This window comes from Capnocytophaga stomatis (assembly GCF_002302635.1).
Lineage (GTDB): Bacteria > Bacteroidota > Bacteroidia > Flavobacteriales > Flavobacteriaceae > Capnocytophaga > Capnocytophaga stomatis.
In genome coordinates this window covers 2,704,071-2,728,083 of sequence record NZ_CP022387.1, presented here as the reverse complement: position 1 = coordinate 2,728,083, position 24,013 = coordinate 2,704,071, and the positions used below count along the sequence as shown (strand labels likewise).

The 24,013-nt window shown below is 37.2% G+C and carries 23 protein-coding genes; 7 read left to right on the top strand and 16 right to left on the bottom strand.

Annotated elements, in window-relative coordinates; genetic code table 11:
- Positions 1–46 precede the first annotated feature (46 nt).
- Positions 47–1,996 (bottom strand): DUF349 domain-containing protein, encoded by a 1,950-nt coding sequence (locus CGC58_RS12110; protein ID WP_373309710.1) that lies wholly within the window; start codon positions 1,994–1,996, stop codon positions 47–49.
- Between the two features lie 311 nt (positions 1,997–2,307).
- On the opposite strand from CGC58_RS12110, the gene CGC58_RS12105 reads away from it, so the two are divergent.
- The gene (locus tag CGC58_RS12105) at positions 2,308–4,491 is read left to right on the top strand and encodes a beta-N-acetylglucosaminidase (RefSeq protein ID WP_095896950.1); all 2,184 of its coding nucleotides are present in this window, start codon (positions 2,308–2,310) and stop codon (positions 4,489–4,491) included.
- Positions 4,492–4,528: 37 nt separating this feature from the next.
- Positions 4,529–5,008, top strand: a complete 480-nt coding sequence (gene purE, locus CGC58_RS12100; RefSeq protein WP_095896949.1) for a 5-(carboxyamino)imidazole ribonucleotide mutase — start codon at positions 4,529–4,531, stop codon at positions 5,006–5,008.
- An 84-nt stretch (positions 5,009–5,092) separates the two neighbouring features.
- Here purE and CGC58_RS12095 read toward each other — a convergent pair whose 3' ends face one another.
- From CGC58_RS12095 to nrfH, 6 genes are all read right to left on the bottom strand, one after another.
- Positions 5,093–6,235 (bottom strand): acyl-CoA dehydrogenase family protein, encoded by a 1,143-nt coding sequence (locus CGC58_RS12095; RefSeq protein WP_095897225.1) that lies wholly within the window; start codon positions 6,233–6,235, stop codon positions 5,093–5,095.
- A gap of 86 nt (positions 6,236–6,321) precedes the next feature.
- Positions 6,322–7,185 (bottom strand): helix-hairpin-helix domain-containing protein, encoded by an 864-nt coding sequence (locus tag CGC58_RS12090; protein ID WP_095896948.1) that lies wholly within the window; start codon positions 7,183–7,185, stop codon positions 6,322–6,324.
- A gap of 155 nt (positions 7,186–7,340) precedes the next feature.
- Entirely contained in the window at positions 7,341–8,135 is a 795-nt protein-coding gene (gene ccsA, locus CGC58_RS12085; RefSeq protein WP_095896947.1) for a cytochrome c biogenesis protein CcsA, read from the bottom strand.
- Positions 8,136–8,137: 2 nt separating this feature from the next.
- Positions 8,138–9,364 (bottom strand): cytochrome c biogenesis protein ResB, encoded by a 1,227-nt coding sequence (locus tag CGC58_RS12080; RefSeq protein WP_095896946.1) that lies wholly within the window; start codon positions 9,362–9,364, stop codon positions 8,138–8,140.
- A gap of 123 nt (positions 9,365–9,487) precedes the next feature.
- Positions 9,488–10,954, bottom strand: coding sequence for an ammonia-forming cytochrome c nitrite reductase (nrfA, locus tag CGC58_RS12075; RefSeq protein ID WP_095896945.1), 1,467 nt, complete (start codon positions 10,952–10,954; stop codon positions 9,488–9,490).
- Positions 10,955–11,007: 53 nt separating this feature from the next.
- Positions 11,008–11,613, bottom strand: a complete 606-nt coding sequence (gene nrfH / locus CGC58_RS12070) for a cytochrome c nitrite reductase small subunit (protein ID WP_095896944.1) — start codon at positions 11,611–11,613, stop codon at positions 11,008–11,010.
- Between the two features lie 188 nt (positions 11,614–11,801).
- Here nrfH and CGC58_RS12065 point away from each other — a divergent pair, with 188 nt between their 5' ends.
- Entirely contained in the window at positions 11,802–13,121 is a 1,320-nt protein-coding gene (locus tag CGC58_RS12065; RefSeq protein WP_095896943.1) for an alginate export family protein, read from the top strand.
- Between the two features lie 139 nt (positions 13,122–13,260).
- On the opposite strand, the gene nhaA is transcribed toward CGC58_RS12065, so the two are convergent.
- From nhaA to pyrH, 3 genes are all read right to left on the bottom strand, one after another.
- Positions 13,261–14,622 carry a Na+/H+ antiporter NhaA gene (gene nhaA, locus CGC58_RS12060; protein ID WP_095896942.1) on the bottom strand — a complete coding sequence of 454 codons (1,362 nt, stop codon included), beginning with the start codon at positions 14,620–14,622 and terminating at the stop codon, positions 13,261–13,263.
- Between the two features lie 212 nt (positions 14,623–14,834).
- Positions 14,835–15,389, bottom strand: coding sequence for a ribosome recycling factor (gene frr / locus CGC58_RS12055; protein ID WP_095896941.1), 555 nt, complete (start codon positions 15,387–15,389; stop codon positions 14,835–14,837).
- Between the two features lie 45 nt (positions 15,390–15,434).
- The gene (gene pyrH / locus CGC58_RS12050) at positions 15,435–16,142 is read right to left on the bottom strand and encodes a UMP kinase (RefSeq protein ID WP_095896940.1); all 708 of its coding nucleotides are present in this window, start codon (positions 16,140–16,142) and stop codon (positions 15,435–15,437) included.
- Positions 16,143–16,390: 248 nt separating this feature from the next.
- On the opposite strand from pyrH, the gene CGC58_RS12045 reads away from it, so the two are divergent.
- The 4 genes from CGC58_RS12045 to hemW all read left to right on the top strand — a co-directional run bounded on the left by CGC58_RS12045 (position 16,391) and on the right by hemW (position 19,513).
- Positions 16,391–17,185, top strand: coding sequence for an IS5 family transposase (locus CGC58_RS12045; RefSeq protein ID WP_095894635.1), 795 nt, complete (start codon positions 16,391–16,393; stop codon positions 17,183–17,185).
- Between the two features lie 88 nt (positions 17,186–17,273).
- Positions 17,274–17,807, top strand: a complete 534-nt coding sequence (locus CGC58_RS12040; protein WP_095896939.1) for a hypothetical protein — start codon at positions 17,274–17,276, stop codon at positions 17,805–17,807.
- Between the two features lie 2 nt (positions 17,808–17,809).
- A complete protein-coding gene (gene ruvC / locus CGC58_RS12035) occupies positions 17,810–18,355 on the top strand; it encodes a crossover junction endodeoxyribonuclease RuvC (protein WP_095896938.1) in 546 nt (181 codons plus the stop codon).
- Between the two features lie 12 nt (positions 18,356–18,367).
- Positions 18,368–19,513 carry a radical SAM family heme chaperone HemW gene (gene hemW, locus CGC58_RS12030; protein WP_095896937.1) on the top strand — a complete coding sequence of 382 codons (1,146 nt, stop codon included), beginning with the start codon at positions 18,368–18,370 and terminating at the stop codon, positions 19,511–19,513.
- A 64-nt stretch (positions 19,514–19,577) separates the two neighbouring features.
- Here the strand turns inward: hemW and CGC58_RS12025 are convergent, their stop codons facing one another.
- The 6 genes from CGC58_RS12025 to CGC58_RS12000 form a co-directional block, all read right to left on the bottom strand.
- The gene (locus tag CGC58_RS12025) at positions 19,578–19,955 is read right to left on the bottom strand and encodes a RidA family protein (protein ID WP_095896936.1); all 378 of its coding nucleotides are present in this window, start codon (positions 19,953–19,955) and stop codon (positions 19,578–19,580) included.
- A gap of 48 nt (positions 19,956–20,003) precedes the next feature.
- Positions 20,004–21,680 (bottom strand): M23 family metallopeptidase, encoded by a 1,677-nt coding sequence (locus tag CGC58_RS12020; protein ID WP_232748842.1) that lies wholly within the window; start codon positions 21,678–21,680, stop codon positions 20,004–20,006.
- 77 nt (positions 21,681–21,757) lie between these two features.
- Positions 21,758–22,105 carry a hypothetical protein gene (locus CGC58_RS12015; RefSeq protein ID WP_157909266.1) on the bottom strand — a complete coding sequence of 116 codons (348 nt, stop codon included), beginning with the start codon at positions 22,103–22,105 and terminating at the stop codon, positions 21,758–21,760.
- A gap of 107 nt (positions 22,106–22,212) precedes the next feature.
- Positions 22,213–22,869 (bottom strand): hypothetical protein, encoded by a 657-nt coding sequence (locus CGC58_RS12010; protein WP_095896933.1) that lies wholly within the window; start codon positions 22,867–22,869, stop codon positions 22,213–22,215.
- Positions 22,866–23,060: a hypothetical protein gene (locus CGC58_RS12005; RefSeq protein ID WP_095896932.1), complete on the bottom strand. Its 195-nt coding sequence runs from the start codon at positions 23,058–23,060 to the stop codon at positions 22,866–22,868. Before CGC58_RS12005 ends, CGC58_RS12010 begins: the two co-directional genes overlap by 4 nt.
- Positions 23,061–23,285: 225 nt before the next feature.
- Positions 23,286–23,975 (bottom strand): cell division ATP-binding protein FtsE, encoded by a 690-nt coding sequence (locus CGC58_RS12000; protein ID WP_095896931.1) that lies wholly within the window; start codon positions 23,973–23,975, stop codon positions 23,286–23,288.
- Between the last annotated feature and the right edge of the window lie 38 nt (positions 23,976–24,013).

Here is a 24,013-nt window from a genome sequence, read left to right as displayed (position 1 = left end):
TTTGAGCACATATACCTCTTCGTTCAACAAAATTATGAAAAATAAATTATCCTTCCTTACTCTCTTCTTCCACTTCTCCCGTTTGCGTATGCTGCAAATTTTTCAATTCACGCAATTTTGCAGTCCAAGTTTCAAGATTTTCCTTTTGATTATTCAGATTCTTGATAACCTCACGGAACAACGGATTGCTTTCATCTACATTATTGAAAAACTGTAAGTTATTCTCCAATTGCAAGATTTCCAACTTAAGTTCATCAATTCGGCGACGAACAAAGAACATCTCCTGATTCAATGAATTTTCATCATCTTCACTGGCTAATTTTTCTAACTTATTATTGTATTTTATAAGTTCAATTTCTTGTTTATCAAAATCCAATTTTTTATAGAAAGCATCAATAACTTTGTAGAATTTCGTATCAATTCCTCTTTTTGCGTGAGGTACTTTTCCTAAGTCATTCCACTGGCTTACAAATCCTTGCAAAATTTCAATTTCCTTTTCTTTATCTTGCGTAAGCTTGTGTTCTTTTATCTTATCAAGAAATTCTTTTTTCTTGTCAAGAGCTGCATATTCCTCATTTTGACTACTTTTTATGGCTTTGTGTAACTCGTCAAAATATTCGTTACAAGCTTTTCGGAATTCTTTCCAAATTTTATCAGCGTTTTTCTTCGGAACATTTCCTATTTCCTTCCAATCTTCCTGAATTTTTTTCATCACAGGAGTCACAGCGTCCCAATCTCTACTATTTTTATTAGCCTTAGCTATTTCTAATAATGCTAATTTTTTTTCAAGATTTTCTTGCTGTTCCTTTTTCAGATTTTTGTAATAATTATTCTTCTTACGATTGAAAGAACGCACCGATTCCTTGAATTTATCCCAAATTTCATCGGTAAGGCGAGCCGGAACTTTTCCTATGTTTAAAAACGCTTCACGCAAAGCATCTACTTCCTTGATTCCTTTTTGCCAACCATTATGAGAGGTAATTTCTTTATCTGCAATTTCTTTAATTTTTGCAATAATTTCGGCTCTTTTTACTGCATTTTGCTCGTAAACTTTGTCTAAATTATCAAAATAATATTGTCTTTTCTTGTGAATATTTTTTGTAGCTTCGCTGAATCTTTGCCAAACTTCTTCACGATATTCACGAGCCACAGGACCAATTTCTTCTTTCCAAACTTTGTGCAAAATCTGCAACTCTCGGAAAGCCTTCAAAGCATCTACGTCTTCTTTGCAAAGAGCTTCGGCTTTTTCAATTATTTTTAATTTTTCTTCTAAATTTCTTTTGAAATCGATATCTCGCAGGTCACGACTCAAATCAATGAAATCATAAAAATTTTCAACGTGATGATGATAATTTCCCCATAAAACATCGTAATCTTTACGCGAAACAGGTCCCGCCTTACGCCAACGCTCCTGCAATTGCTGGAAAGTCTTGAACGTGGTGTTAATATCTTCCTCTACATTTATCAATTTTTTGATTTCCTCAATAATTTCCTGACGTTCTTTCAGGTTTTCTTTATGAATTTTTTCTAATTCTTTGTGATAATTATTTCGTTTTTCACGATATTCATTAAACAAGCCATAAAAAGTTCTGTGGATAGGGCTTTCGTACTTAAAATCATACTCTTCTCCTCCATCGGCAATGTATTCTTCCTTTTTCTCCTCAAGAAGTTCTTCGTATTTTTTGTCAAATTCTTGCCGAATTGCCTCAGCGTGTTTTTTGATTGCCTGTACTTTTTCGGTATGAAGCAGTCTCTTAAATTCCTTTGAAAGAGCCTCCAACGGCATTGCTTCATAATTCAGCATAGGAATCTCGTGCCGTTTTGAATTCTCAAAATCTTCGGCATCTTCAGCATTTTCTTGATGAATTTCATCCAAATACTCAGTAGTGTTACCGCCTTCTGCAGTTAAATTAACATTTCCTCCAAGATTTTCTTTCTTATGAAAATTCCCTCCTTCTTCTGTTGGTTGCAGATTATCCTTCTTTAGTTCTGACATAAGTTTAATGATTTATAGTTATTTTGTCCTTAACTTTAAGTAAAACACGACCTAAAGGTACAACAAAATATTTAATCTCCTAATTTTTTTTATTTATTTATTTAACTTTTTTAATATTTTTTTAAGTATATAATCACAATTTTTTGATTGACAAATACTTAACTTAAAAGTTAACTTTTTAAAAAAAGAATTATTTTTACGGAAAATACTCTTAAAGTAAAAAAAACTCCATCATCAATTGAAAAATTTTATTCTTTGAAATCCGCACTAAAAATCATACTTTTGCAGGCTGAACTTTAATCCATTTTCCAATGAAAAATTTATTTTTTACCTTATTAATGTTTATTTCTATCATTGCTTGGGGACAGACTATTAGTCCTAATCCTCAGTATTTTACCTTTGAAGGTGACTTTGTCAAACCCACTCATTTTCTGTTAAAAACGAAGACTGTTTTTTCAGAATCTCCCATTTTGAAAGAAATTCTTTCACAGCGAAAAGGCAAAAAACACGTGATGAACATCTACATTGCGGACAAAAATTCACGGTCGGTAAAAAAATTCGCCTCAAAAATTCCTAACCGAAAAGAAGGTTACTACTTGCGAATTGAGAAAAACAACATTTACGTAATGGGTAACGACCAACGAGGTACATATTACGGACTTCGAACTTTGGAACAATTACTTTCAAAAACAGAACTTCCTCTGGGAGAGATTATTGACTACCCAGATTTGCCCAGCCGCGGCGTAGTGGAAGGTTTTTACGGAACGCCTTGGAGCCACGAAAAACGTTTGCGACAAATCGAATTCTACGGAAAACACAAACTCAACACCTATATTTACGGACCAAAGGACGACCCTTACCACAGTTCACCAAATTGGCGACTTCCATATCCTGAAAAGGAAGCCGAGCAACTCAAAGCATTGGTGCAAAAATCCAAAGAAAATTATGTGGATTTCGTTTGGGCAATTCACCCCGGAAAGGATATCCGTTGGAATGACGAAGACCGGCAAAATCTGTTAAAAAAATTCGAAAAAATGTACGCTTTGGGCGTTCGGGCGTTTGCCGTTTTCTTCGACGATATTTCGGGCGAAGGTACCAACCCGCAAAAACAAGCCGAACTGCTTAATTTTCTTCACAATGAATTCGTAGCTCGCAAAAAAGATGTTAATCCGCTGATTATGTGTCCAACAGAGTACAACAAAGCTTGGTCAAATCCTGAAAAACGCTATTTGGAAACATTGGGCGAAACCTTGCATCCTTCCATCGAAATTATGTGGACGGGAAACACTGTGGTTGCAGATATTGACAGACCTACAATGGAATGGATTAACGCCAAAATCAAGCGAAAAGCCTACATTTGGTGGAATTTCCCCGTTTCGGATTATGTGCGAAATCATATGCTTTTAGGTCCTGCCTACGGAAACACTACCAATATTAAAGACGATATGTCCGGCTTTGTTTCCAATCCTATGGAACACCCAGAAGCCTCAAAAATAGCCATTTACGGAGTAGCCGATTATACTTGGAATTTAGAAAAATACAATTCAAATACCGCTTGGAAAAATGCCATTGCCGAAATGATGCCACAAAACCAAGAAGCATTGCTCACTTTTGCCAAACACAACTCGGATTTAGGAGCTAATGGTCACCGCTACCGAAGAGATGAATCGGTTGAATTTAAGCCTATTGCAGCAAGTTTCTTGAAGAATTTGGAAACGTTGAATAATCCTGAAACTAAGGCTGTTACACAAGAATTCGAAAAAATGGTTTGGGCTTCCGAACAGCTTTTGAAAACTTCTGAAAATAAATATCTTACAGAAGAATTACATCCTTGGCTGTTGCAATTTCAGTTGGTAGGAAAAACGGGCGTTTCTGTAATGGAAATGTATAATTCCCTGAATAACAAGGATTATCAGCAATTTAAGTCGGCTTACGTAAAGGTTCAAGATTTACAAAAACAGATGTTTGAAACCGACCAAAATTACAATCAAAATCCGTATCAACCTGGGGTAAAAACGGCAACTTTGGTAGTTGAACCTCTTTTAAATCAATTGCTTACACACACGATTTCAAAATTCAATGCTGAAACCAGTGAAAATTTAAAACTTTCACTTAATTTCAACCCCAATACACTGATTACCAACATCAAACAATTGGAAAGCCAACCACTTTGGCAAAAAGGAAAAACCTTACGAATATCTCCTGCCTTGGAATATATTTCACTGAAAAACAATAATTTTTTGGGAATTGAGTTTGAGAAAGTGGTTAGCTTAAAGTCAATTGTAGTTGATTTTGGTGGAGAAGCACGCATAGCCAAAGGGAAAATTCAAATTTCAACAGACGGAAATCGTTGGAAATCCATAAATGGAATCTTCAAAAAGACACGTTGGCAAAATTCGGAAAATTTAGGAAATGCCAAGTTCGTACGTTTCATAAATCATTCAAAGCAAACCTATGATATTCAATTGAAACAATTTGAAGTAACACAAGAGTAATAATTTAAGAATCAATACAATAAAACATAAAAGACCTATGAAAGTAGCTGTTGTTATGGGAAGCAAAAGCGACCTGCCTGTAATGCAAGAAGCCATTACCATTTTAGAATCATTTGATATTGAAGTATTTGTAGATATTGTTTCAGCACATCGCACCCCTGAAAAACTGATGGATTTCAGCACCAATGCACACAAAAGAGGAATTTCGGTAATTATTGCCGGAGCGGGCGGAGCGGCTCACCTGCCCGGAATGGTGGCTTCAATGTCGCCCCTGCCGGTGATTGGCGTTCCTGTGAAAAGCAGTAATTCCATTGACGGTTGGGATTCGGTACTATCTATCTTACAAATGCCTGGAGGAGTTCCCGTGGCGACAGTTGCCCTCAATGGTGGAAAAAATGCAGGAATTCTTGCAGCACAAATCATTGCAGCACAGCAACCTAAAGTCTTAGAAAAAATCATTGCTTACAAAGAAGAATTAAAACAAGCCGTGCTAAAATCGGCTGAGGAATTGAAGTAATTATTTTTAAAAGAAAACTAAAAAAGGAAATTTTAAGTCAATGATTTAAAATTTCCTTTTTTTATTGATTCTATAAACTGAAAATTATTTTTTATCAATATGCCTACTGATAACCAATTTTTGGATTTCAGTAGTTCCTTCGCCAATGGTGCAAAGTTTTGAATCGCGGAAGAATTTTTCAACAGGAAAATCTTTTGTATAGCCATAACCTCCGTGAATTTGAACGGCTTCTGTAGCTACTTTCACACAAACTTCCGAAGCGTACATTTTTGCCATTGCTCCTGCTTGTGTTACTTTTTCTTTATTATTTTTCAAATAAGCTGCTTTGTGCAACAACAATTCCGAAGCTTCAATTTCGGTTGCCATATCTGCGAGCTTAAATGCAATAGCTTGGAAATCAACCAATCTTTTCTCAAATTGTGTACGTTCTTTCGCGTACTTAACCGAAGCCTCGTAAGCTCCCTTAGCAATTCCGAGCGATAAAGCCCCGATAGAAATGCGTCCGCCGTCCAATACTTTCATCGCCTGAATGAACCCTTCCCCTACTTCACCTAACAAATTTTCCGCAGGGATACGGCAATTTTGAAAAATCATTTCAGCCGTTTCGCTGGCACGCATACCCAATTTATTTTCTTTTTTTCCGCTACTGAATCCTTCCGTACCACGTTCCACAACAAAAGCCGAAATCCCGTGTTTGTCACCTTTTTTTCCTGTTCTGGTAATAACCACAGCAACATCTCCTGATTTTCCGTGAGTTATAAAATTTTTAGCTCCATTTAAAACCCAAAAATCTCCATCTTTTACGGCAGTAGTACTCATTCCTCCTGCGTCCGAACCTGTGTTGTGTTCCGTAAGTCCCCAAGCACCAATCCACTCGCCGGAAGCCAGTTTAGGCAACCATTTATTTTTCTGATTTTCATCTCCAAATTCAAGTATATGATTAACACACAAAGAATTATGAGCTGCAACAGATAATCCGATAGAAGGATCAACCTTTGAAATTTCCTCAATAATAGCGATATAATCGTGATAATTCAAGCCCGAACCTCCATAAATTTCAGGAACCAAAACGCCCATAAAGCCCATTTCGCCTGCTTTTTTAAATATTTCCAATGGAAATTCCTGACTTTCATCCCATTTCATAACGTTAGGACGAATATATTTTTCAGAAAAATCCCGTGCCAATTCGGCTATCATCTTTTGTGTTTCAGAATAGCTAAAATTCATTTCTAATCCTGCTTTAATTATAAAATCTCTACGCAAAAAAACGTGCAATTTTACGAAAAATATTTGAATTTACAAAAAACATTAAATCAGTCAATATACAGATACATTTGAATTTTTCTTATCTTTTCCTGATTAAATTCACTGATTTTCAAAAGTTCTTCAAAACTTTTAATATTTACTAATTCGGAACGAAGTGCGATAATCTTCTTGGCCTCATCAAATTTAATATACGGAATTTTAGCTAATTCGTACATATTTAACTCGTTAAGATTCTTTTTTTGAATGTTTGGTAGCGTTTTCACTTCAAACTGTTCAGCGACTCTATTAAAAACCTCTTTTTCCAAACCATATACCTCAGAAACTTGCATAATTTCAGAAAATCCTTGTAATTTTTCTCGATATTTTAAAATTCGGTCAGAAAGAACATCTCCAATGCCACGTATTTCCATAAAATCTTCCTTTGATGCCAAATTCACATCTTTTTTGGTTATTACTTTAGGCTTAACTTCCGGATTAAAACTCTTATTTTCAATTGATTTTGATTTATTTACCCAATCAGGAAATTTAAAATAAGGGGAAATTTTCAAAAGCAAACTATCCGAAATTTTTGTAACTTCCTGAAACTCTTTTGCTGAATTTACAAACTTATTTTCTTTCCGAAAAGCCAACAATCTATCTATTTCTTCGGACTTCATTCCTAAGGTAAATCCCTTATAATCAGTTATAAAATTCGGGTTAAATGGAAGAATCGTATCTTTTTTAGGCTTCAAAGCTACTTTCCGTAATGAATCCAATTCCTTGTTCAACTCTGTAAACTGCTGTTTTTCAATGCTAATTTTATCTTCTGAAAAATCAACAGTAAAATAAATAACTTGCAGAACAACAATGATAAGAAGCAGAATAACAATTCCCACTCGTTGATTTCGATTAAATGTAGAAAAACGCTTCATAACTTCTAAAAATTAACATTCCGATACAAATATATCATTTTCAGGAGAAAATAAAAAATTAATTCAATTTTTAGAAATTAGATAATTTTCAACAAAAAAACAAGCAGATTTATCCGTAGAGAAATCTGCTTATTTTTGCTTTCTTTCATTTTATCTTATCCTGAATAAGTATGTACGCTCATTTGTGCCGTTGGGAGGTAATTCACTCCAAACCAGCAAACTAAAAGCAATAAGAAAGCAATTACCACAATCAAGAAATTATTGAATTGTTTCTTTTCTTTGTGTTTGTATTTGTAATGGATATAGACCAAATAGGCAAGCCAAGTGATGAAAGCCCAAGTTTCTTTTGGGTCCCAAGTCCAGTAATGTCCCCAAGCTTCTTTTGCCCACAAAGCCCCGAAAAGTAGCCCAAAAGTCAGAAAAGCATAACCTATTTTGATGAGCTGGTCGGTTACTAAAGCGGTTTTTTCCGTGTCCTTTTGCTTTTTGCAGAGGTACATTCCGTAAATAGCAGTAAGTGAAGCCATTCCCAACATCGCATAGGCAAAAATATACACAATAACGTGCGGAATAAACCAAACGCTTTGCAGTGCAGGCATTAGCGTTTTGTTCATCGTATCGGGTCGGAAAAACGTTACAAGCATAAACACAACACCCATCAAAGCCGAATAATTCAGCATCCATTTTTGGCGGTACAGCAAATAAATGGAAAAGCCAATCAGCCCCATAAAAAAGGCGTACCAAATGCGCGTTTCTGCCAAAGTTCTGAGTGGCGGACGGTCGAGTTCTATCCATAATTTGGCTATGAAAACACCAATAATTACAGTTGCCAAAAGATGAAAAAATAAACTTAATTTCCTGTATATCGGACTTTTAGAATAGATAAAAATTCCTGAAACTATCCATAAAGCCAAAGTCACAAACGTAATATAATTAAAATACTGCCACATAACTATTTCCTATTTACAAATAAAAATGCCACTCCACCAGCCATCAAGATAAATATCCCAGTATAAACAACTGGCAACCAAGGGTCTAAAATCAATTCTACGACGCTAAGGTCTGACCAACGCCCCATACGTTCATCATAACTGACCTGGTATATTTTCCAATCATCAACTTTTACAGGATGATTTACTTCAATTTTTTCATTTCGGACTTGCTCTGTATCTTTCTGATAAATAATTACTTCCGATTGAAACTTCCGAGCCTCGGCAGGAGCCATTACAAGTGTATGCTCGGCATCAAGCTGAATGGTTCTCGGTGGAAGCTGGAAATTCCCTGCCGAAATCCATTCCTGCTTCTTTTCTCCCGTTTTCACATTTTCGACCGTAACAAAAGCCGCATTGGTAGCCCCCCACATTCCGTGATTTACATAAGTGCTATCCGTCTCAGGAACAGCCTTTTCAAAGTACTGATGTTGCGTAATTTTCCAATCCAGAATTTTCCCTTCTGAGCCGTCCTTTTCAAGCATAAATCCTTCAGGCTTGCTTTTCGGTAGGGAATTTCCGAGAGAATCAATTATGAATAATTTATTGGGATAAATATCTATGTCAAAGGATTTTAGCTCCATCGCAATGGGTAGCTCAATGATGTTTCCGGCATCGTCTGTGGCTCTCCACTCCACTTTATCTTTTCGCAAATCCATTTTAAGACGAACCAAATCGCCCTGCCCCAAAACTCCTGCAAACATAATGAGCCACAACCCGAAATGATTCAGCAGAAAAGTGATATTCTTAGCCTGATAAACCATTGAACGCTTGAGGATTGCCATCCAAAGATTAGTAAGTGCCATCAGGTAAATAAGTGCAAAATACCAAGTTTTGGTGATATCGTCCAAACCAAAATTCAGCCAAAAAGCATTTGTGTGATGCTCCTGCCCAACGCTGATACTCCCCAGCCCGATAGTCAGCACCCCGAGCGTGATAACCGTTACGATGGCAAAGGGCGTACTTGAATGCAAATTGACGAAATTTTTCTTCTTGAAAATAAAGAAGATAGCTGTATTTAATAGTATAAAAATAAATCCGCCTACGATGTTATAAGGGAAACTAAACCAGCTTTTAGGAATACTTCCGAAGAAATATTGCAACAACGCTCCCAGCAAAAGAGATATCGCAGAAATGATGATAGAGTACCTATACTGATTGCTTTTGTGAAATTCTTTGTCTAAATTCATAAGTTACGTAACCAAAATTTGTTTTTCTATTTTTTTAGAATTCAATTACTATAAAAAAACCGTTGCAGAGTCTTGTTTTTCAAAATAATCTGCAACGGTTAGAACTATTTTTGTGTTTAAAAACTATCGCTGAGAAACTAAATTACCTTTTTCTTTGGCTTCTTTTATCCATTTCGGAACGATGGTTTTCATAAATTCTTTTTTCGCTTTCTCTTCTTTCTCCATATCTAAACCAATGATTGCTTGTGCTTTGGCTTTTGTGCTGATATCTGGCATTTCGAATTTGGTAGTGATTTTAAGTTTGTCTGTCAATCCATTCATATCCGATTCGGCTTGCATAGCGAAGAACATACCGTCACCCAATACTTTTTGTGATTCGATTGGAGCGTGGAAAGCCGCACCGTGAGAAGCTGTGATGAAATCCCAACGCCATTGTGATTTGCGGATAAGGTCTAAAATCGGTTTCATTTGCTCTTCGGTAGCTCCGTTATCCCACAAGAATTTAGCTTGGAAGTGTACTTTTGCCAATTGTTTTTCCAAACGATTTCGGAGTGTGAACACGTAATCTTGACGCTCATATACGTTTTTAATCAACTCATCTTCAGGTTGTCTGTGGCAAACTTGGCAACTCGCATTTACATTTCTGAGCGGACTGCTAATGTGGTGGTCAGTGTATTTCACTCCGCCTTCTGTTTTATAAGGCATATGACAGTCTGAACAAGAAACGCCTCGTTGAGCGTGAATTCCTAATTGGAATATCTCATAATCAGGGTGTTGTGCTTTAAGAATTGGAGCACGACTCACTTTATGCACGAAGTCTGTCCAAGCCACGTTATCATAGAATTTCTCGATATCTTCCACTTTTTTTCCTTCATCCCAAGGGAATGTCAAATACTTAGTATCTCCTTTGAAATAGTACTCTACGTGACATTGTGCACACACTAATGAACGCATTTCCTGATGAGTAGCCTTGGTAATATCCTTCCCTTGACGATTAAAAGCTTCAATGAGAGCAGGTTGTGCAATGGTCAAATTCATTGTTTTAGGGTCGTGACAGTTAGCACAACCAATAGGGTTAACTACCTCACTTCCAAGGTCATCCCAGTGTCCTTTGTAATAATTCTCAATACCAATCTTGTTCATCACTCGAGGTACATCGGGGCTTTTACAAGTCCAACAAGTACCCGGTTGTGGTGAGTGTGTTGAATCGGTTGGTGCTCCAGTACGAAGTGTATGAGTAACATCGGCAATGGCGTGCATATGCCCACGAGGAGCCGTATAGTCTTTTGAGAACGCATACCCCGCCCACAAAATTACCATTTCCGGACGTTCAGCCAACAAGTCATCATTGTCACTACTCATATACTTGGCTCTGAAAGTAGTATCAGCAGTTTGTAACCAAGATTGGTACTCACGTTGATAATACTCTCCCCAGATTTCATTTCGAGCTTCAAATTCGCCGATATCGGTATTTGCTCTTGAAATGATTTGTGCTTCGGCTTTTCTTCCCATAATGGAATTAGCAAGCATTCCTAAAAGAAACGTCACTATAGCCAGAATTCCTACGATTAACCAATTTTTCTTTTTCATCGCTAAGTGTATTAATTGTCAGTCAATATTTTATATTTCATCCATAAATCAGATTACTTTCCTTTTTGCTGGTTTTTAACCATATTTTGAAGCCACTCGGGTACTGGCTCTGAGGCAAGTGGCACTCTGGCATTCGGAGCCGAATTCAGCCCGCGAACGTTTCCGTGAGGTACATCGGTGTGGCACTCCCAACAGAGTTTTCCTTGATCGGCGTGAGCCATCTGAGCTGTTACATTTCCTGTACCCACAACACTATTAAGTTCACTGTGGCAGCGGATACAGTTCTCCTGAACCACCATTTGCCCGGGTTTGTGCATCGTTATCACTTGCGGTTCCATACGGAAAGTAAACATCGTTGCGTGTCGTAAACCATCGCTTGCTTTAAAATAATACTTTCTGAAGAAATTGTCGTGCGGAACGTGACAATCGTTACATACGGTGTTTCGTCCGTGTGAGGAGTGAAACCAAGTAGAATACTCCGGTGCCATAATATGGCAATTCACACAGGCTTTAGGATCATCAGACAGGTAAGAATACGCCTTGGAGATGTAGAAGATGTATCCGCTAAGCCCAAGCAATATCCCCACCAAAGAAGGAATCAAGTATTTAAAATACCCATTCTTTTTAACCTGTTTTGTTTCTTTATTTGTTGTTGCCATCGCTAAAAAAGATATTTGTATCTTATTGTTGCAAATTTAGAAACTTTTGGCTACATTTGCAATACAAAATCCTGTACTTTTTGAGATTAGCAGTATTTTATCTTCATTCTAAATAAGGGGTTTTTATCACATAACACAACATATTGATTATTAATATGAATGCACTTGAAACTTAAAATTAACTAAATATGAGAACACGTTTATTTTCAGTAGTAACGTATGGAGTTCTTCTAACTCTGTGTTCACCTTCGGCAAATGCCCAAGAAACAAACAATGAATTTTCGCTTTCGGCTCAAATCCGTCCGCGTTTTGAGTATCGTAACGGAGCTTATCGTCCTTTGCAAGAAGGCGAAGAACCTGCAATTTTGGTAAACAATCGTACACGATTGAATTTTGATTACAAAAATGAAAATCAGTTGCGTTTGTATGTTTCTTTACAAAATGTAAATATTTGGGGGCAAGCTCCTCAAATTCAGGTATCTGACAAAACAGGAGGAACTTCTATTTTTGAAGCTTATGCCTCTTTCCCTATCGCAGAAAAATGGAAAGCTAAAATTGGTAGGCAAATGATTGTTCTGGATGACGATCGTATTTTTGGTTCGTTGGATTGGCATCCTGCCGGCAGAAGCCACGATGCGGTTAATTTAGATTGGAAAGCTTCCGACAAATTTTTGCTTCGTACTTTTTTTGCTTTCAACCAGAATTATGCAGATAAAGCAATGAATATCAACAGCCCAGCTGTGCAACACTTTAGCCCTTCAGCAGCACAACCTTATCAGCATATGGAAACTTTCTATGGGTTGTACAACATCTCGCAAAGCAACCGAATTTCATTCTTATTGAGTAATTTAGGTTTTAAAGATGATAATACTTCCAATAAAGTTCATAATATGCAAACTTTCGGGTTTCATTATGTGGGAGCTGCAAACGATTGGAAATATGGGCTGACTTCATACTTCCAAACCGGAAAAAATGCAAGCGGAGCTACCAAAAGTGCTTATATGTTCGCTCTGAATGCGGGATACAAATTTTCGGATATTTTTAGCCTTTCAGGAGGAATTGATTACCTAAGCGGAAGAAATGCCGATGATACTTCGGGCAAGGACAAGGCTTTTAACCCGTTCTCGGGAACTAATCACAAATTCTACGGATTTATGGACTATTACTATGTTCCTGCTGTAAATCCTTCGGGGCTTATCAATCCGTACTTGACAGCCAATTTCCGCACCGGCGAAAAAAGCAATCTTTCTGCTACGTGGCATAATTTCGCCTCTGCAGGAACTGTTCTCAATAGCAAAGGCAATAAAAAACGTGGTTTAGGTAACGAAATCGATTTGGTGTACACCCTTAAAGTACAGCCTTATATTGGGCTACAAATGGGCTATTCTACCTACTTTACCACCGATGCACTAAAAACCTTGAAAAAAACGCCTAATGCAAGAGGTTATCAAGATTGGTTCTGGTGCAGTTTGAATATCAATCCGAAGATTTTCTCGGCTAAATTTTAAAATTTACACAACAAAAAATTAGAGAATTTTATAAAATATAATTCTAACTAAAAATCCCTTCAAAACAGAACTTGAAGGGATTTTTCTTTATAAAAGAAAAGAGCGAAAATCAATTCTTCGCTCCTTTTTGTAATCTAATTTATTTCTCTTCCGATTGGCTTACTTCTACTTTTTCATCTTTGTTTGCTTTATTTCCTTTCTTGTTCAGAACTATATACCCTAAAGTTCCTCCCAAAAGAGAAGCTACAAAAATACCTATTTTAGCTTGATCCATATAAAGCGGATTTTTGAAAGCCAATGTAGTTACAAATAGCGACATTGTAAAACCAATAGCTGCCAAAAGCCCTAATCCAACAAGATTGCGGAAATTCATTCCCCTCGGATAAGGTGACAATTTAAGAACTTTTACCATAAATACTGTAAATCCTGAAACCCCGATTACTTTTCCGAAGAACAAACCAAGTGCAACCCCTAAAGCAATATTAGTGCTGAACAATTGCTCTACATCTATCGATAGAGAAACTCCTGCATTTGCCAAAGCAAAAATCGGGATTACCACAAAAGTAACAAACGGATGCATTGCGTGTTCCAAACGTTGTAACGGAGGAATTGACCTGCGTGTATCAACATTTATTTTCTCCAATAAATGCAATTGTTTTTCAGTAAGCGTCAGAATTTTATTATTAGGGTCTAATCGCTTGAATTTCTTCAAATAACTTTGTATGTTGTGTATGTATTCGTTTTCTTTCATTTGCACATCGGTAGGAATCATAAAAGCAATCAACACTGCGGCAATGGTAGCGTGAACCCCTGAAAGCAAAAATGCACACCAAATAACAGCTCCTATCAGTGCGTAAAACAATACGTGACGGATGCCAATTCGTTTTCCTAAATAAAGAATGAACAACATTCCCAAACCAATTCCTAAGTTTGCCAACGAAATTTCGGAAGTGTAGAAAAAAGCAATTACAAGCACCGCACCAAGGTCATCAACAATTGCCAATGCAGTCAAAAACACCTTCAATGATATTGGCACTTTATCTCCTAATAAATACAGTACCCCGAGCGAAAAAGCTATATCCGTTGCCATAGGAATTCCCCAACCTCCGTGTACTTCTCCCGTTGGGTTTAATGATATATATATGATTGCAGGCACGAGCATCCCGCCAATAGCTGCCCCGATTGGCAACAATGCTTTCCGAGGATTAGACAATTCTCCTGCAACAATTTCACGTTTTAATTCGAGCCCCACAACGAAAAAAAACAATGCCATCAATCCATCGTTAATCCAATGGTGTAATGGCATATCTAAATATGTTTTTCCATCAAAGGTAAATCCTAAATGATGTTCAAAAAAATGGAAATAATGTTCTGCCCAAGGCGAGTTTGCTAATACAAGAGCTATGATAACATTAATTCCTAATACAATCCCCCCCGATTTTGCCTGTTTGGTAAATCTGTGAATCGGAGAGGTTAGCCGGTCTATCAGATGTTTCTCCATATATTAAAGTTTTATCGTGGTAAAATTAATATTTTTTCAATAAAAAATCAAGATAATTTTCAAAAAATCAAAATTATTCAAAACGGAATAAATGTATTCATTTCTGTTATAATCATTTGCAACTGTATTTTTTACTTTTTCTAAAAAATAAAAAAGAACAATGAAAATAAGCTCCACTGTTCTTTTTCTTATATAGCATCTGGTACAAAAAGTTACACTTTCAAGATTTCGGCTTCCTTCGCTGCCAAAACTTCTTCTACTTTCTTGATATACTTATCAGTAAGTTTCTGTACGCTTTCCTCTGCTCCTTTTTTCACGTCTTCGGAAGCTTCTGTTTTTTTGATTTCTTTATTTGCTTCCTGACGAGCATTTCGGATACTGATTTTTGCGTCTTCTCCCTCACCTTTAGCTTGTTTAACAAGTTCTTTACGACGTTCTTCGGTTAGGGGCGGCACACTGATGATAACCACATCACCGTTATTCATCGGGTTGAAGCCTAAATTTGCCAACATAATTGCTTTTTCAATAGGCTGAATCATTTTTTTCTCCCACGGCTGAATTGTAATGGTACGTGAATCCGGTGCACTTACGTTCGCCACTTGGCTCAACGGAGTTTGTGAACCATAGTAATCAACGAAAACACTTCCCACCATTTGCGGACTTGCTTTTCCCGCACGGATATTCCCCAAAGCCTTATCCAAGTGTGCTAAAGACCCTTGCATTGCCTCCTCTGTACTGTCCAGAATAATATCTATTTCTTCATTCATATAAATCGATTTACTTTACAAAGTTTTATTTTCAATAATATTTTTTTACAAATTTACAGTAGTTCCTACATTATCACCCGAAACCACTTTCAACAAATTGCCTTTTTTGTTCATATCGAAAACAATTATCGGCAATTCATTTTCCTGACTCAGTGTAAAGGCTGTCATATCCATAACCTTCAAACCTTTATTCATTACCTCCTCAAAAGTAATGTTGTCAAATTTCACCGCATTTTTATCTTTCTCAGGGTCAGCTGTGTAGATTCCATCCACGCGTGTTCCTTTTAAGATTACATCAGCATTGATTTCGATAGCTCTCAAAACCGCAGCCGAATCGGTTGTAAAGTACGGATTTCCGGTTCCTGCACCAAAAATCACAACGCGCCCTTTCTCCAAGTGACGTACCGCCCTACGACGGATAAAAGGCTCTGCAATGGCTTCCATCGTGATGGCTGTTTGTAAACGTGTGAAAACCCCCTCTTCTTCCAAAGCACTCTGCAAAGCAAGCGAATTTATAACCGTTGCTAACATTCCCATATAGTCGCCTTGTACTCTGTCCATTCCATTACTTGCTCCCGCAACCCCGCGGAAAATATTTCCTCCTCCAATAACAATCGCTACTTCAACACCTTTTTCAACAACTTGTTTGATTTCAGTTGCATACTCTTTTAAACGAGCCGGATCTATCCCGTATTGACGTCCTCCCATCAAGGCTTCACCGCTCAATTTCAACAAAATCCTTTTGTATTTCATATCCTTTTGTTTATATTATCTCATCTGATTAACAAGGAATTAAAAAAACATAAAAAAACTAATTTTCAGTAAAAAATAATTTCTACAGAACCTCACAAAATTACATTTTTTCAAACATTCCCGCCTACAGTCCACAAAGATATAAAATTTTACAAATAAACCTGTCTAAACTTTTTAAGAGGAAAATTAAAAGTTCCAAGAATTTTTAGCATTTTTGTTTTGCATAACAAAATGAAAATCAAGGAACTTTGAGCAAAGATATAATAAAAAAATGGATTATTTCCCATTTGAGTATTGGAAAAAGAGGATTTAAAACAAAATTTGATTTATCATTAATTTTTCTTCTGATAGTCAAACGATTAAAAACAGGTTGCCAGTGGAGGGAACTTCCGGTAGAAGTGTATTTTAAAGACCAAAAAATAAGCTATCAAACAGTCTATTATTATTTCAATAAATGGAGTAAAGATGGTAGTTTTAAGCGAATTTGGCTTAATTTGTTGCTTGAGAATCGGAGAAAATTAGATTTATCAAGCGTCCAACTTGATGGTAGTCATACTCGATGTCGAATGGGAGGACAATCTGTTGGTTATCAGTTAAGAAAAAAGTCAAAGACCACGAATTCTATCTTTCTGTGTGATAATTTGGGGCAAATTTTAGCAATGGGTAGTCCAAAATCCGGTAATCATCACGATTTGAATAATATAGACTTTGTTTTAAAAGAGATTTTGAATCTTTTGGAGGAAGCGAAAATAGAGCATAAAGGCTTGTTTGTCAATGCAGATGCAGGTTTTGATAGCCGAGACTTAAAAAGTTTTTTACAGGAAAAAGAAATAATACCTAATATCAAACAAAATCCCAGAAATGGACAAAATGAAAATATTTATTTTGACGAAGAATTATATAAAAATCGGTTTAAAATAGAGAGAAGTTTTGCGTGGCTTGATGGTTTTAAAGGATTGATTATAAGATATGAAACCCTAAACACAACTTGGATGGCTATGTTGTATCTAGGGATTATACTAACATTTATTCGAAAAGTTTAAACAAGTTTAATAATAAAAAAATCGGTTTTATTTTTTTTGTATCATTTTTTATACTATTTTTGGAACCTAATTTCTAAAACATCTATTTATGAAATATTGTTTTTGGTTTTTATGCTTGCCTTTTATATTTATTTCGTGCAATGGGAATAATTCAAATCTGTCAAGCCAAGAAAAAGAAAAAATAAAAAAAGCGAAGCTGGACTCTATCGTTGAAGTGAAACTCAATGAAATCAACAAAGACGAAGTGGATACTTTTCCTATATTCAGAGGGCTTTGCTCTGACTCTTTGGCTAAAGAGGAACAAAAGAAATGTTTTGAAAATTCTTTCGTGAAATTGCTTACTGAAAAACTTCAAAAAGAAAAACTTGAGGCTTTGGAAACAATTAACGAAAAGATATTGGTAAACATCAAAGTTGATAACTCAGGAAGCATCGTGCTTGTTGGTTTGGAAGCTTCTGATAAGGTTACCAAAACTTTGGCAACAGCCGAACAATCTTTTGAGGAAATTTTGGCTACACACTTAAATAATATTTCAAAAGAAAATCCGGTAATTCCTGCAACAAAACAAGGATTGGAGGTAAGCACTCAATTTACAATTCCTATTGCTATTAACGTAAAATAATTTTGGAAAAAATAATTTTAGGAGTTGACCCCGGCACTACCGTGATGGGTTTTGGGCTTATCAAGGTCGAAAAACAACAAATGGAGTTATTGCAACTCAATGAATTACAACTAAAAAAATATTCCGACCATTATCTAAAGCTCCGCATTATTTTCGAGCGAACTTTAGAACTTATCGACACTTATCATCCTGATGAATTGGCAATTGAAGCACCTTTTTTCGGGAAGAACGTTCAATCAATGCTCAAGCTGGGAAGAGCTCAGGGAGTTGCTATGGCTGCCGGTCTTTCTCGCCAAATTCCCATTACTGAATATGAGCCTAAAAAAGTAAAAATGGCTATCACCGGTAACGGAAATGCTTCCAAAGAACAAGTCGCTAAGATGCTTCAACAACTGCTGAATCTTAAAGAATTACCGAAATACTTCGATTCCACTGACGGATTGGCTGTGGCTGTATGTCACTTTTTCAATAGCGGACGAGTTTCTTCACAAAAATCATACAACAGTTGGGAAGCTTTTGTAAAACAGAACGAAAATCGGGTTAGATAACACACTTAAAAATTGTACAGCCTTTACATTCATATCCCCTTTTGCAGGCAAGCGTGCCACTATTGTGACTTTCACTTCTCAACAACCTTAAAACGAAAAGGCGAAGTGGTCAACGCTATTTGTAAAGAATTGATTTTACGAAAACAAGAAGCCACCAACAGCCAATTACAGACTATTTATTTCGGAGGGGGGACTCCCAGCATACTTTCTTTTGAAGAATTACAAAGCATTCTGCAAACTATTCGCGAAAATTACGAAATTAGCCCCAATGCGGAAATCACTTTAGAAGCAAATCCTGATGATTTTTTCAGAGATAGCTCCTCTCCTACCGGATTGCTTTCAAATTTGAAGCAATTGGGCATAAATCGGTTGAGTATTGGTGTGCAATCTTTTTATGAAGAAGATTTACGCCTTATGAATCGAGCTCATAACGCTACACAAGCAGAATTACTCCTTTCGGAAGCTCCGAAATTCTTTGATAATATCACCATTGATTTGATTTATGGTATCCCGAATATGACCGACGAGCGTTGGCAAAGCAATATTCGTAAAGCTCTGTCGTTTGGCATTCCTCACGTATCGGCGTACGCATTAACTGTTGAGCCTAAAACCGCTCTGCACAAATTTATCGCTCTGGGGAAAATCCCTGACGTTAATGAGCAGCAAGCTCACGCACATTTCGTAACGATGCTTTCTATTTTGGAAGAAGAAGGCTTCATTCACTACGAATTTTCCAACTTCGGGAAGGAAGGATACTTCAGCCGTAACAACACCGCTTATTGGTTTGGGAAGAAATATATGGGAATTGGTCCTTCGGCTCATAGTTTTAACGGAACCGAACGCAGTTGGAACATCGCCAATAATATAAAATACATCGAACACATACAAAAAGGCGTAATTCCCGCAGAAAAAGAAGTGCTTTCACTAAACGACCGATACAACGAACTCATTATTACACGAATCCGAACGATGATTGGCATTTCTGTTGAAGAAGTTGAAGCCGTTTTCGGGAAAAAATACGCCGATTATCTGCATTTACAAGCCAAAAAGCATATTACGAACGGATTACTTGCTTTAAAAGACAAGCATCTTGTAGTAACTCGTGAAGGAAAGTTCCTATCCGACGGAATTGCCGCAGATTTATTTATCGTTGATTGACAAATTCATAAAAAAATCCGAAGAATTTATAACGTTCTTCGGATTTTTTATATCGATTTAGGAATTATAAAACCGCAATACACGAAATTTCAACCTCAACAAACTTAGGTAAGTTCGCTACTTGAACCGTTTCACGAGCAGGAGCTGTTTTTTCGTCAAAATATCTGCCATACACAGCGTTTACTTCTCCAAACTGATTCATATCTGCTAAAAATATGGTCGTTTTTACCACATTTTCAAAGGTAGCTCCGGCAGCTTCAAGCACCGCTTTTAAGTTTTCCATTACCTGAACCGTAGCCGCTTCAATTCCTTTTACAACTTCGTTCGTTTTAGGGTCAACCGGAATTTGTCCTGACACATACAAAGTGTTACCTGCCAAAGTTGCCTGATTATAAGGACCAATTGGAGCAGGAGCGTTTTCTGTAAAAATAATACGTTTCATATATTTACTTGTTTTTAATTATTTACTTAATTGTTAATGTGTTAATTCTTACTTCTTTTTGAAAGATACATCGAGCTTTTGCACATTTCCGACCCCATCTTTGGCAATCATTTCCAGTTTGTAGGTATCTGTCTTCTTCGTATCAATGTCCGAAAAGTCGAATGTAAGAGTTTGCGTCTTCGGTTCATATTCAAACAAAATCCACTGCCCGTTTAACGTTGCCGAATAGCTTTCTATCCCGCTTAAATCATCTTTTATCTCCACTTTCAGAGTAGATGCAGTGACTGTCGCATTATTTTTAAAGTTTAACGGACGTAAAGTCGGGGCGATAGTATCTTTCATCAGCGTAAACCTTCCCAAATTACGCGTTCGGGTTGTAAAGAGTTTGTTTTTATAAATAGTTCGTTCGGCTGAAGGTCTGTTTTTCTCGTCTAACCGAGCAATGAACACCTGTTTGGCTTCTTTTTCGCTGAATTTCTTATTATCGAATGATAAATTAAAGAACTTATGCACGGCTGTTGCAGGATTATGCAAGGTTAGCGTGTCATTTTTGCTCTCTATCTGTATCAGAAAGTCATTGTAGAAGGTTCTCTCAGGAAAATAGATATTCCCGCCATCGAAGGTGAAATATTGGTCGCGTCCCGAGACTATAACCTCTCCGTTTACCACAGGTCGAGGCTCTTTCACGTCCAACTTCTTGCCTTCCACCGGAATACTAATCTTAGAAACATTCCCCTTGATATCCTCGGCAGTAATTGTTACAAGATATCCCATATTTTCCTTAACCTCAAGCTGTCCTTCGTTTTTATTGACCGTGTAAATGGTGGAAATTCTGTTCCCTTTACCACGATAGAGCAACTGCACACGTGACTTTTTATCCACATACGTTTGATAATCAATAAATGTATTGATGTAACGAGCCTCGTTAAAGCTAAGTTTGTCAAATATATACTGAAAATGCGGTTCTCCGTTCACCGATAAGGTCACTTTGTACACGCCGTTCTGGTGATGTGTGTCATTTTGCTTGTCTATGGACTGCAAACCAAATCCTATCGTTCCGCTGGCAAAAACTTTATCCGCAAGATACGAGCCGTCGGGTTGCTTGGTGAGCTTTACAGTCTGCGGAAGCTGCGATTGATTTATCTGGGCTTCTCTTCCGAGCGGATATGCCATCACTTGATACACATCAGGCGGAATATTATCCTTTATTTCATATCCGTACAACAGCGGATTGACCGCATTGGAGCTGGCATCGCGGATTTCAAAATGCAAATGTGGCCCTGCACTGCTTCCCGTATTTCCACCAAGCCCCACGAGCTGTCCTTTCTTCACCACTAACTCATTTTCTTTCGGATAGGCGTCAATTTCAAACGATTTGCGTGCATATTGTCGTTTTTTGATGTAAGCCTCAATCGCCGGAGCAAATTTTTGCAAGTGTGCGTACACGCTTGTATATCCGTTAGGGTGGGTTATGTACAGAGCTTTGCCATATCCGTACGCACCTACCTTAATTCGTGATACATATCCTTCTTTTATAGCGTATATGTTAAGTCCTTCGCGTCCCTGAGTTTTAAAATCAACTCCCGCGTGGAAATGATTAGGGCGTAATTCCCCAAAATTGCCCGATAAGAGCAACGGAATGTCCAGCGGAGAGGCGAAATCTGTTTGTGCAAATGAAAATGAGCATAGTAATAGCGACCATACGGCCGTTAGTGATAGTTTCATATTCTGTGATTCGATGTTTTTTATTGAAATTTGTTTCTTTTTATGTGTTTTTTATTAGTTTTAAATGATTTTGCTTATTAAAATAAGGTTTTTTCACTATTAAATTGAACGAAATTCATTTTTTTGTGTAAAGAGGCTTCGACTTCGCTCAGCCTGACAATAAATTCGCTCAGCCTGACAATAAATTCTTTCAGTTTGACATTCAATTTAATTGATAGGGCTTCGACTTCGCTCAGCCTGACAATAAATTCGCTCAGCCTGACAGTGACTTCGCTCAGCCTGACAATAAATTCGCTCAGCCTGACAATAAATTCGCTCAGCCTGACAATAAATTCTTTCAGTTTGACATTCAATTTAATTGATAGGGCTTCGACTTCGCTCAGCCTGACAATAAATTCACTCAGCCTGACAGTGACTTTGCTCAACCTGACAATCAATATGATTAATTAATGTATTTAATAGGTTGCCTTATTAAAAAATCTTTGCCAAAGTATTAAAACTTCGGCAAAGATAATACATTATTTCGTTATTTTTAGCTCCGAACCGATTTTGCGATGCTTTCCAACAGTTGAGGCTTGTCTTCCAACGCTATTTTTGCCACGCTGTACAGTTCACGCACCCATTTTTCCAGCTCGCTGAATGCAGCATCTTTGTTTTTTGTGGCTTGTTGTGCCTCTCCTTTTTCATTCTGATATGCGGCGTAGGCTTTCTCGGCTTGTACGATGCCTTCCAACTGCGATTTGATGTGTGATTCATCAACTTTTAAGCGGGAAATAGCTTGGCGTAAGGCTTCATCTTGGTCGAGCACGTTATAAAAATTCTTCATCTCCTCCATCAGTGAAGCGATGCTCTTTGAGGGTAAGGCTTTCAAACGAAGTGTACGCAAATTGGCTTCTTGGTCTTTAAAAACGATTTTTCCCTTCTTGCGGTCTTTCATAAAAACGGACAAGACGGAGTTGAATTTCTTGTCGAAATCGGCATACGACTCCGTTTCTTCTTTGGTTTCCTTCAGATTGGCTTGATGCAATTCGATAGCCTTATCATACAAAGCCTTTCCTTGTGCAATTTCTGTCTCTCCATAGCCATATTCTGCCATTTCTTGGGCAATTTCGGCATTATTTTTCAAATTTTCAAACAGAATTCCGAAATTCTGTATCATTCCTGCGATTGTGTAGTAATGTTTTCTCATTTTATTTCAATTTTATGTTTCTCTTTTATCGGATGACGTTCCATTTCCATCGGAGGACGCTTCATTTCCATCGGATGACGCTCCATTTCCATCAGAGGACGCTCCATTTCCATCAGATGACGTTCCATTTCCATCAGATGACGATTCATTTCCATCGGATGACGATTCATTTCCATCGGATGACGATTCATTTCTGATAGATTACTTCATTCTTGCATCAGAGCTTTCAAAAACGCACACAAACCGAGCTTTATTTCCGTTTGATGTATTTTTGTTTTATATAATTCATTTTCAAATATATGACAAACTTATAGTTTATATTTTTAATTTCCAAATTTTTAACAAAAAGAAAAGACGAATAAGAGAAATTCCTATTCGTCTGCCAATTGTTTTTGTAGTATTTAAGTATGATTTTTTTATATTGTAGGGCGTTTTTGCACTACCTCAAACACTCTTTTATCATCGCACTTGAGCGTTTTGGACGGAAACTTCAAAATAAGAGCATAATCGTGCGTTGCCATCAAAATTGTACGCCCCGAAGCATTGATTTCCTTCAGAACTTGCATAATTTCAACGCTGGTTTCGGGGTCTAAGTTTCCCGTAGGCTCGTCTGCTAAAATAAGTTCGGGGTCATTGAGCAAAGCACGTGCAATTGCAACGCGTTGCTGCTCTCCTCCGGATAATTCGTGCGGAAATTTTTTCGCCTTATCCTGCATTTTTACCTTAGCAAGAACGGTTTCTATGCGTTGTTTGATTTTTTCTTTATCTTGCCAGCCCGTTGCCTTTAACACGAACGACAAATTGTTAAAAACACTCCTGTCCGAAAGCAGCTTAAAGTCCTGAAACACCACGCCCAGTTTTCTTCGCAAAAGCGGGATTTCGCTTTCTTTGAGGTTCTTCAAATTAAAGCCGACAACACTCCCCTCACCTTTTTCCAGAGGCAAATCACCGTAGAGGAGCTTTATTAAACTGCTTTTTCCGGTTCCCGTCTTCCCGATAAGGTAAACCAATTCGCCCTTGTTTATTGTTAGGTTGATTTCGGTGAGAATTAAACTCGAACGTTGATATATTGATGTGTTCTTTAGCTCTAATACAGGTTTTTCCATCGTCCTTTGTACTGATTTTTGTTATTTTTAATTGTGAC

Bases quoted from the DNA above. Each gene is read 5' to 3' on its own strand.
- CGC58_RS12090 (WP_095896948.1), bottom strand. From the start codon at position 7,185: ATGAAGCGTTTTTCTACATTTAATCGAAATCAACGAGTGGGAATTGTT.
- CGC58_RS12110 (WP_373309710.1), bottom strand. From the start codon at position 1,996: ATGTCAGAACTAAAGAAGGATAATCTGCAACCAACAGAAGAAGGAGGG.
- purE (WP_095896949.1), top strand. From the start codon at position 4,529: ATGAAAGTAGCTGTTGTTATGGGAAGCAAAAGCGACCTGCCTGTAATG.
- CGC58_RS12005 (WP_095896932.1), bottom strand. From the start codon at position 23,060: ATGAATCGTCATCCGATGGAAATGAATCGTCATCCGATGGAAATGAAT.
- nhaA (WP_095896942.1), bottom strand. From the start codon at position 14,622: ATGGAGAAACATCTGATAGACCGGCTAACCTCTCCGATTCACAGATTT.
- CGC58_RS12095 (WP_095897225.1), bottom strand. From the start codon at position 6,235: ATGAATTTTAGCTATTCTGAAACACAAAAGATGATAGCCGAATTGGCA.
- CGC58_RS12000 (WP_095896931.1), bottom strand. From the start codon at position 23,975: ATGGAAAAACCTGTATTAGAGCTAAAGAACACATCAATATATCAACGT.
- pyrH (WP_095896940.1), bottom strand. From the start codon at position 16,142: ATGAAATACAAAAGGATTTTGTTGAAATTGAGCGGTGAAGCCTTGATG.
- CGC58_RS12065 (WP_095896943.1), top strand. From the start codon at position 11,802: ATGAGAACACGTTTATTTTCAGTAGTAACGTATGGAGTTCTTCTAACT.
- CGC58_RS12040 (WP_095896939.1), top strand. From the start codon at position 17,274: ATGAAATATTGTTTTTGGTTTTTATGCTTGCCTTTTATATTTATTTCG.
- CGC58_RS12010 (WP_095896933.1), bottom strand. From the start codon at position 22,869: ATGAGAAAACATTACTACACAATCGCAGGAATGATACAGAATTTCGGA.
- nrfH (WP_095896944.1), bottom strand. From the start codon at position 11,613: ATGGCAACAACAAATAAAGAAACAAAACAGGTTAAAAAGAATGGGTAT.
- ccsA (WP_095896947.1), bottom strand. From the start codon at position 8,135: ATGTGGCAGTATTTTAATTATATTACGTTTGTGACTTTGGCTTTATGG.
- CGC58_RS12025 (WP_095896936.1), bottom strand. From the start codon at position 19,955: ATGAAACGTATTATTTTTACAGAAAACGCTCCTGCTCCAATTGGTCCT.
- CGC58_RS12105 (WP_095896950.1), top strand. From the start codon at position 2,308: ATGAAAAATTTATTTTTTACCTTATTAATGTTTATTTCTATCATTGCT.
- frr (WP_095896941.1), bottom strand. From the start codon at position 15,389: ATGAATGAAGAAATAGATATTATTCTGGACAGTACAGAGGAGGCAATG.
- CGC58_RS12080 (WP_095896946.1), bottom strand. From the start codon at position 9,364: ATGAATTTAGACAAAGAATTTCACAAAAGCAATCAGTATAGGTACTCT.
- nrfA (WP_095896945.1), bottom strand. From the start codon at position 10,954: ATGAAAAAGAAAAATTGGTTAATCGTAGGAATTCTGGCTATAGTGACG.
- CGC58_RS12020 (WP_232748842.1), bottom strand. From the start codon at position 21,680: ATGAAACTATCACTAACGGCCGTATGGTCGCTATTACTATGCTCATTT.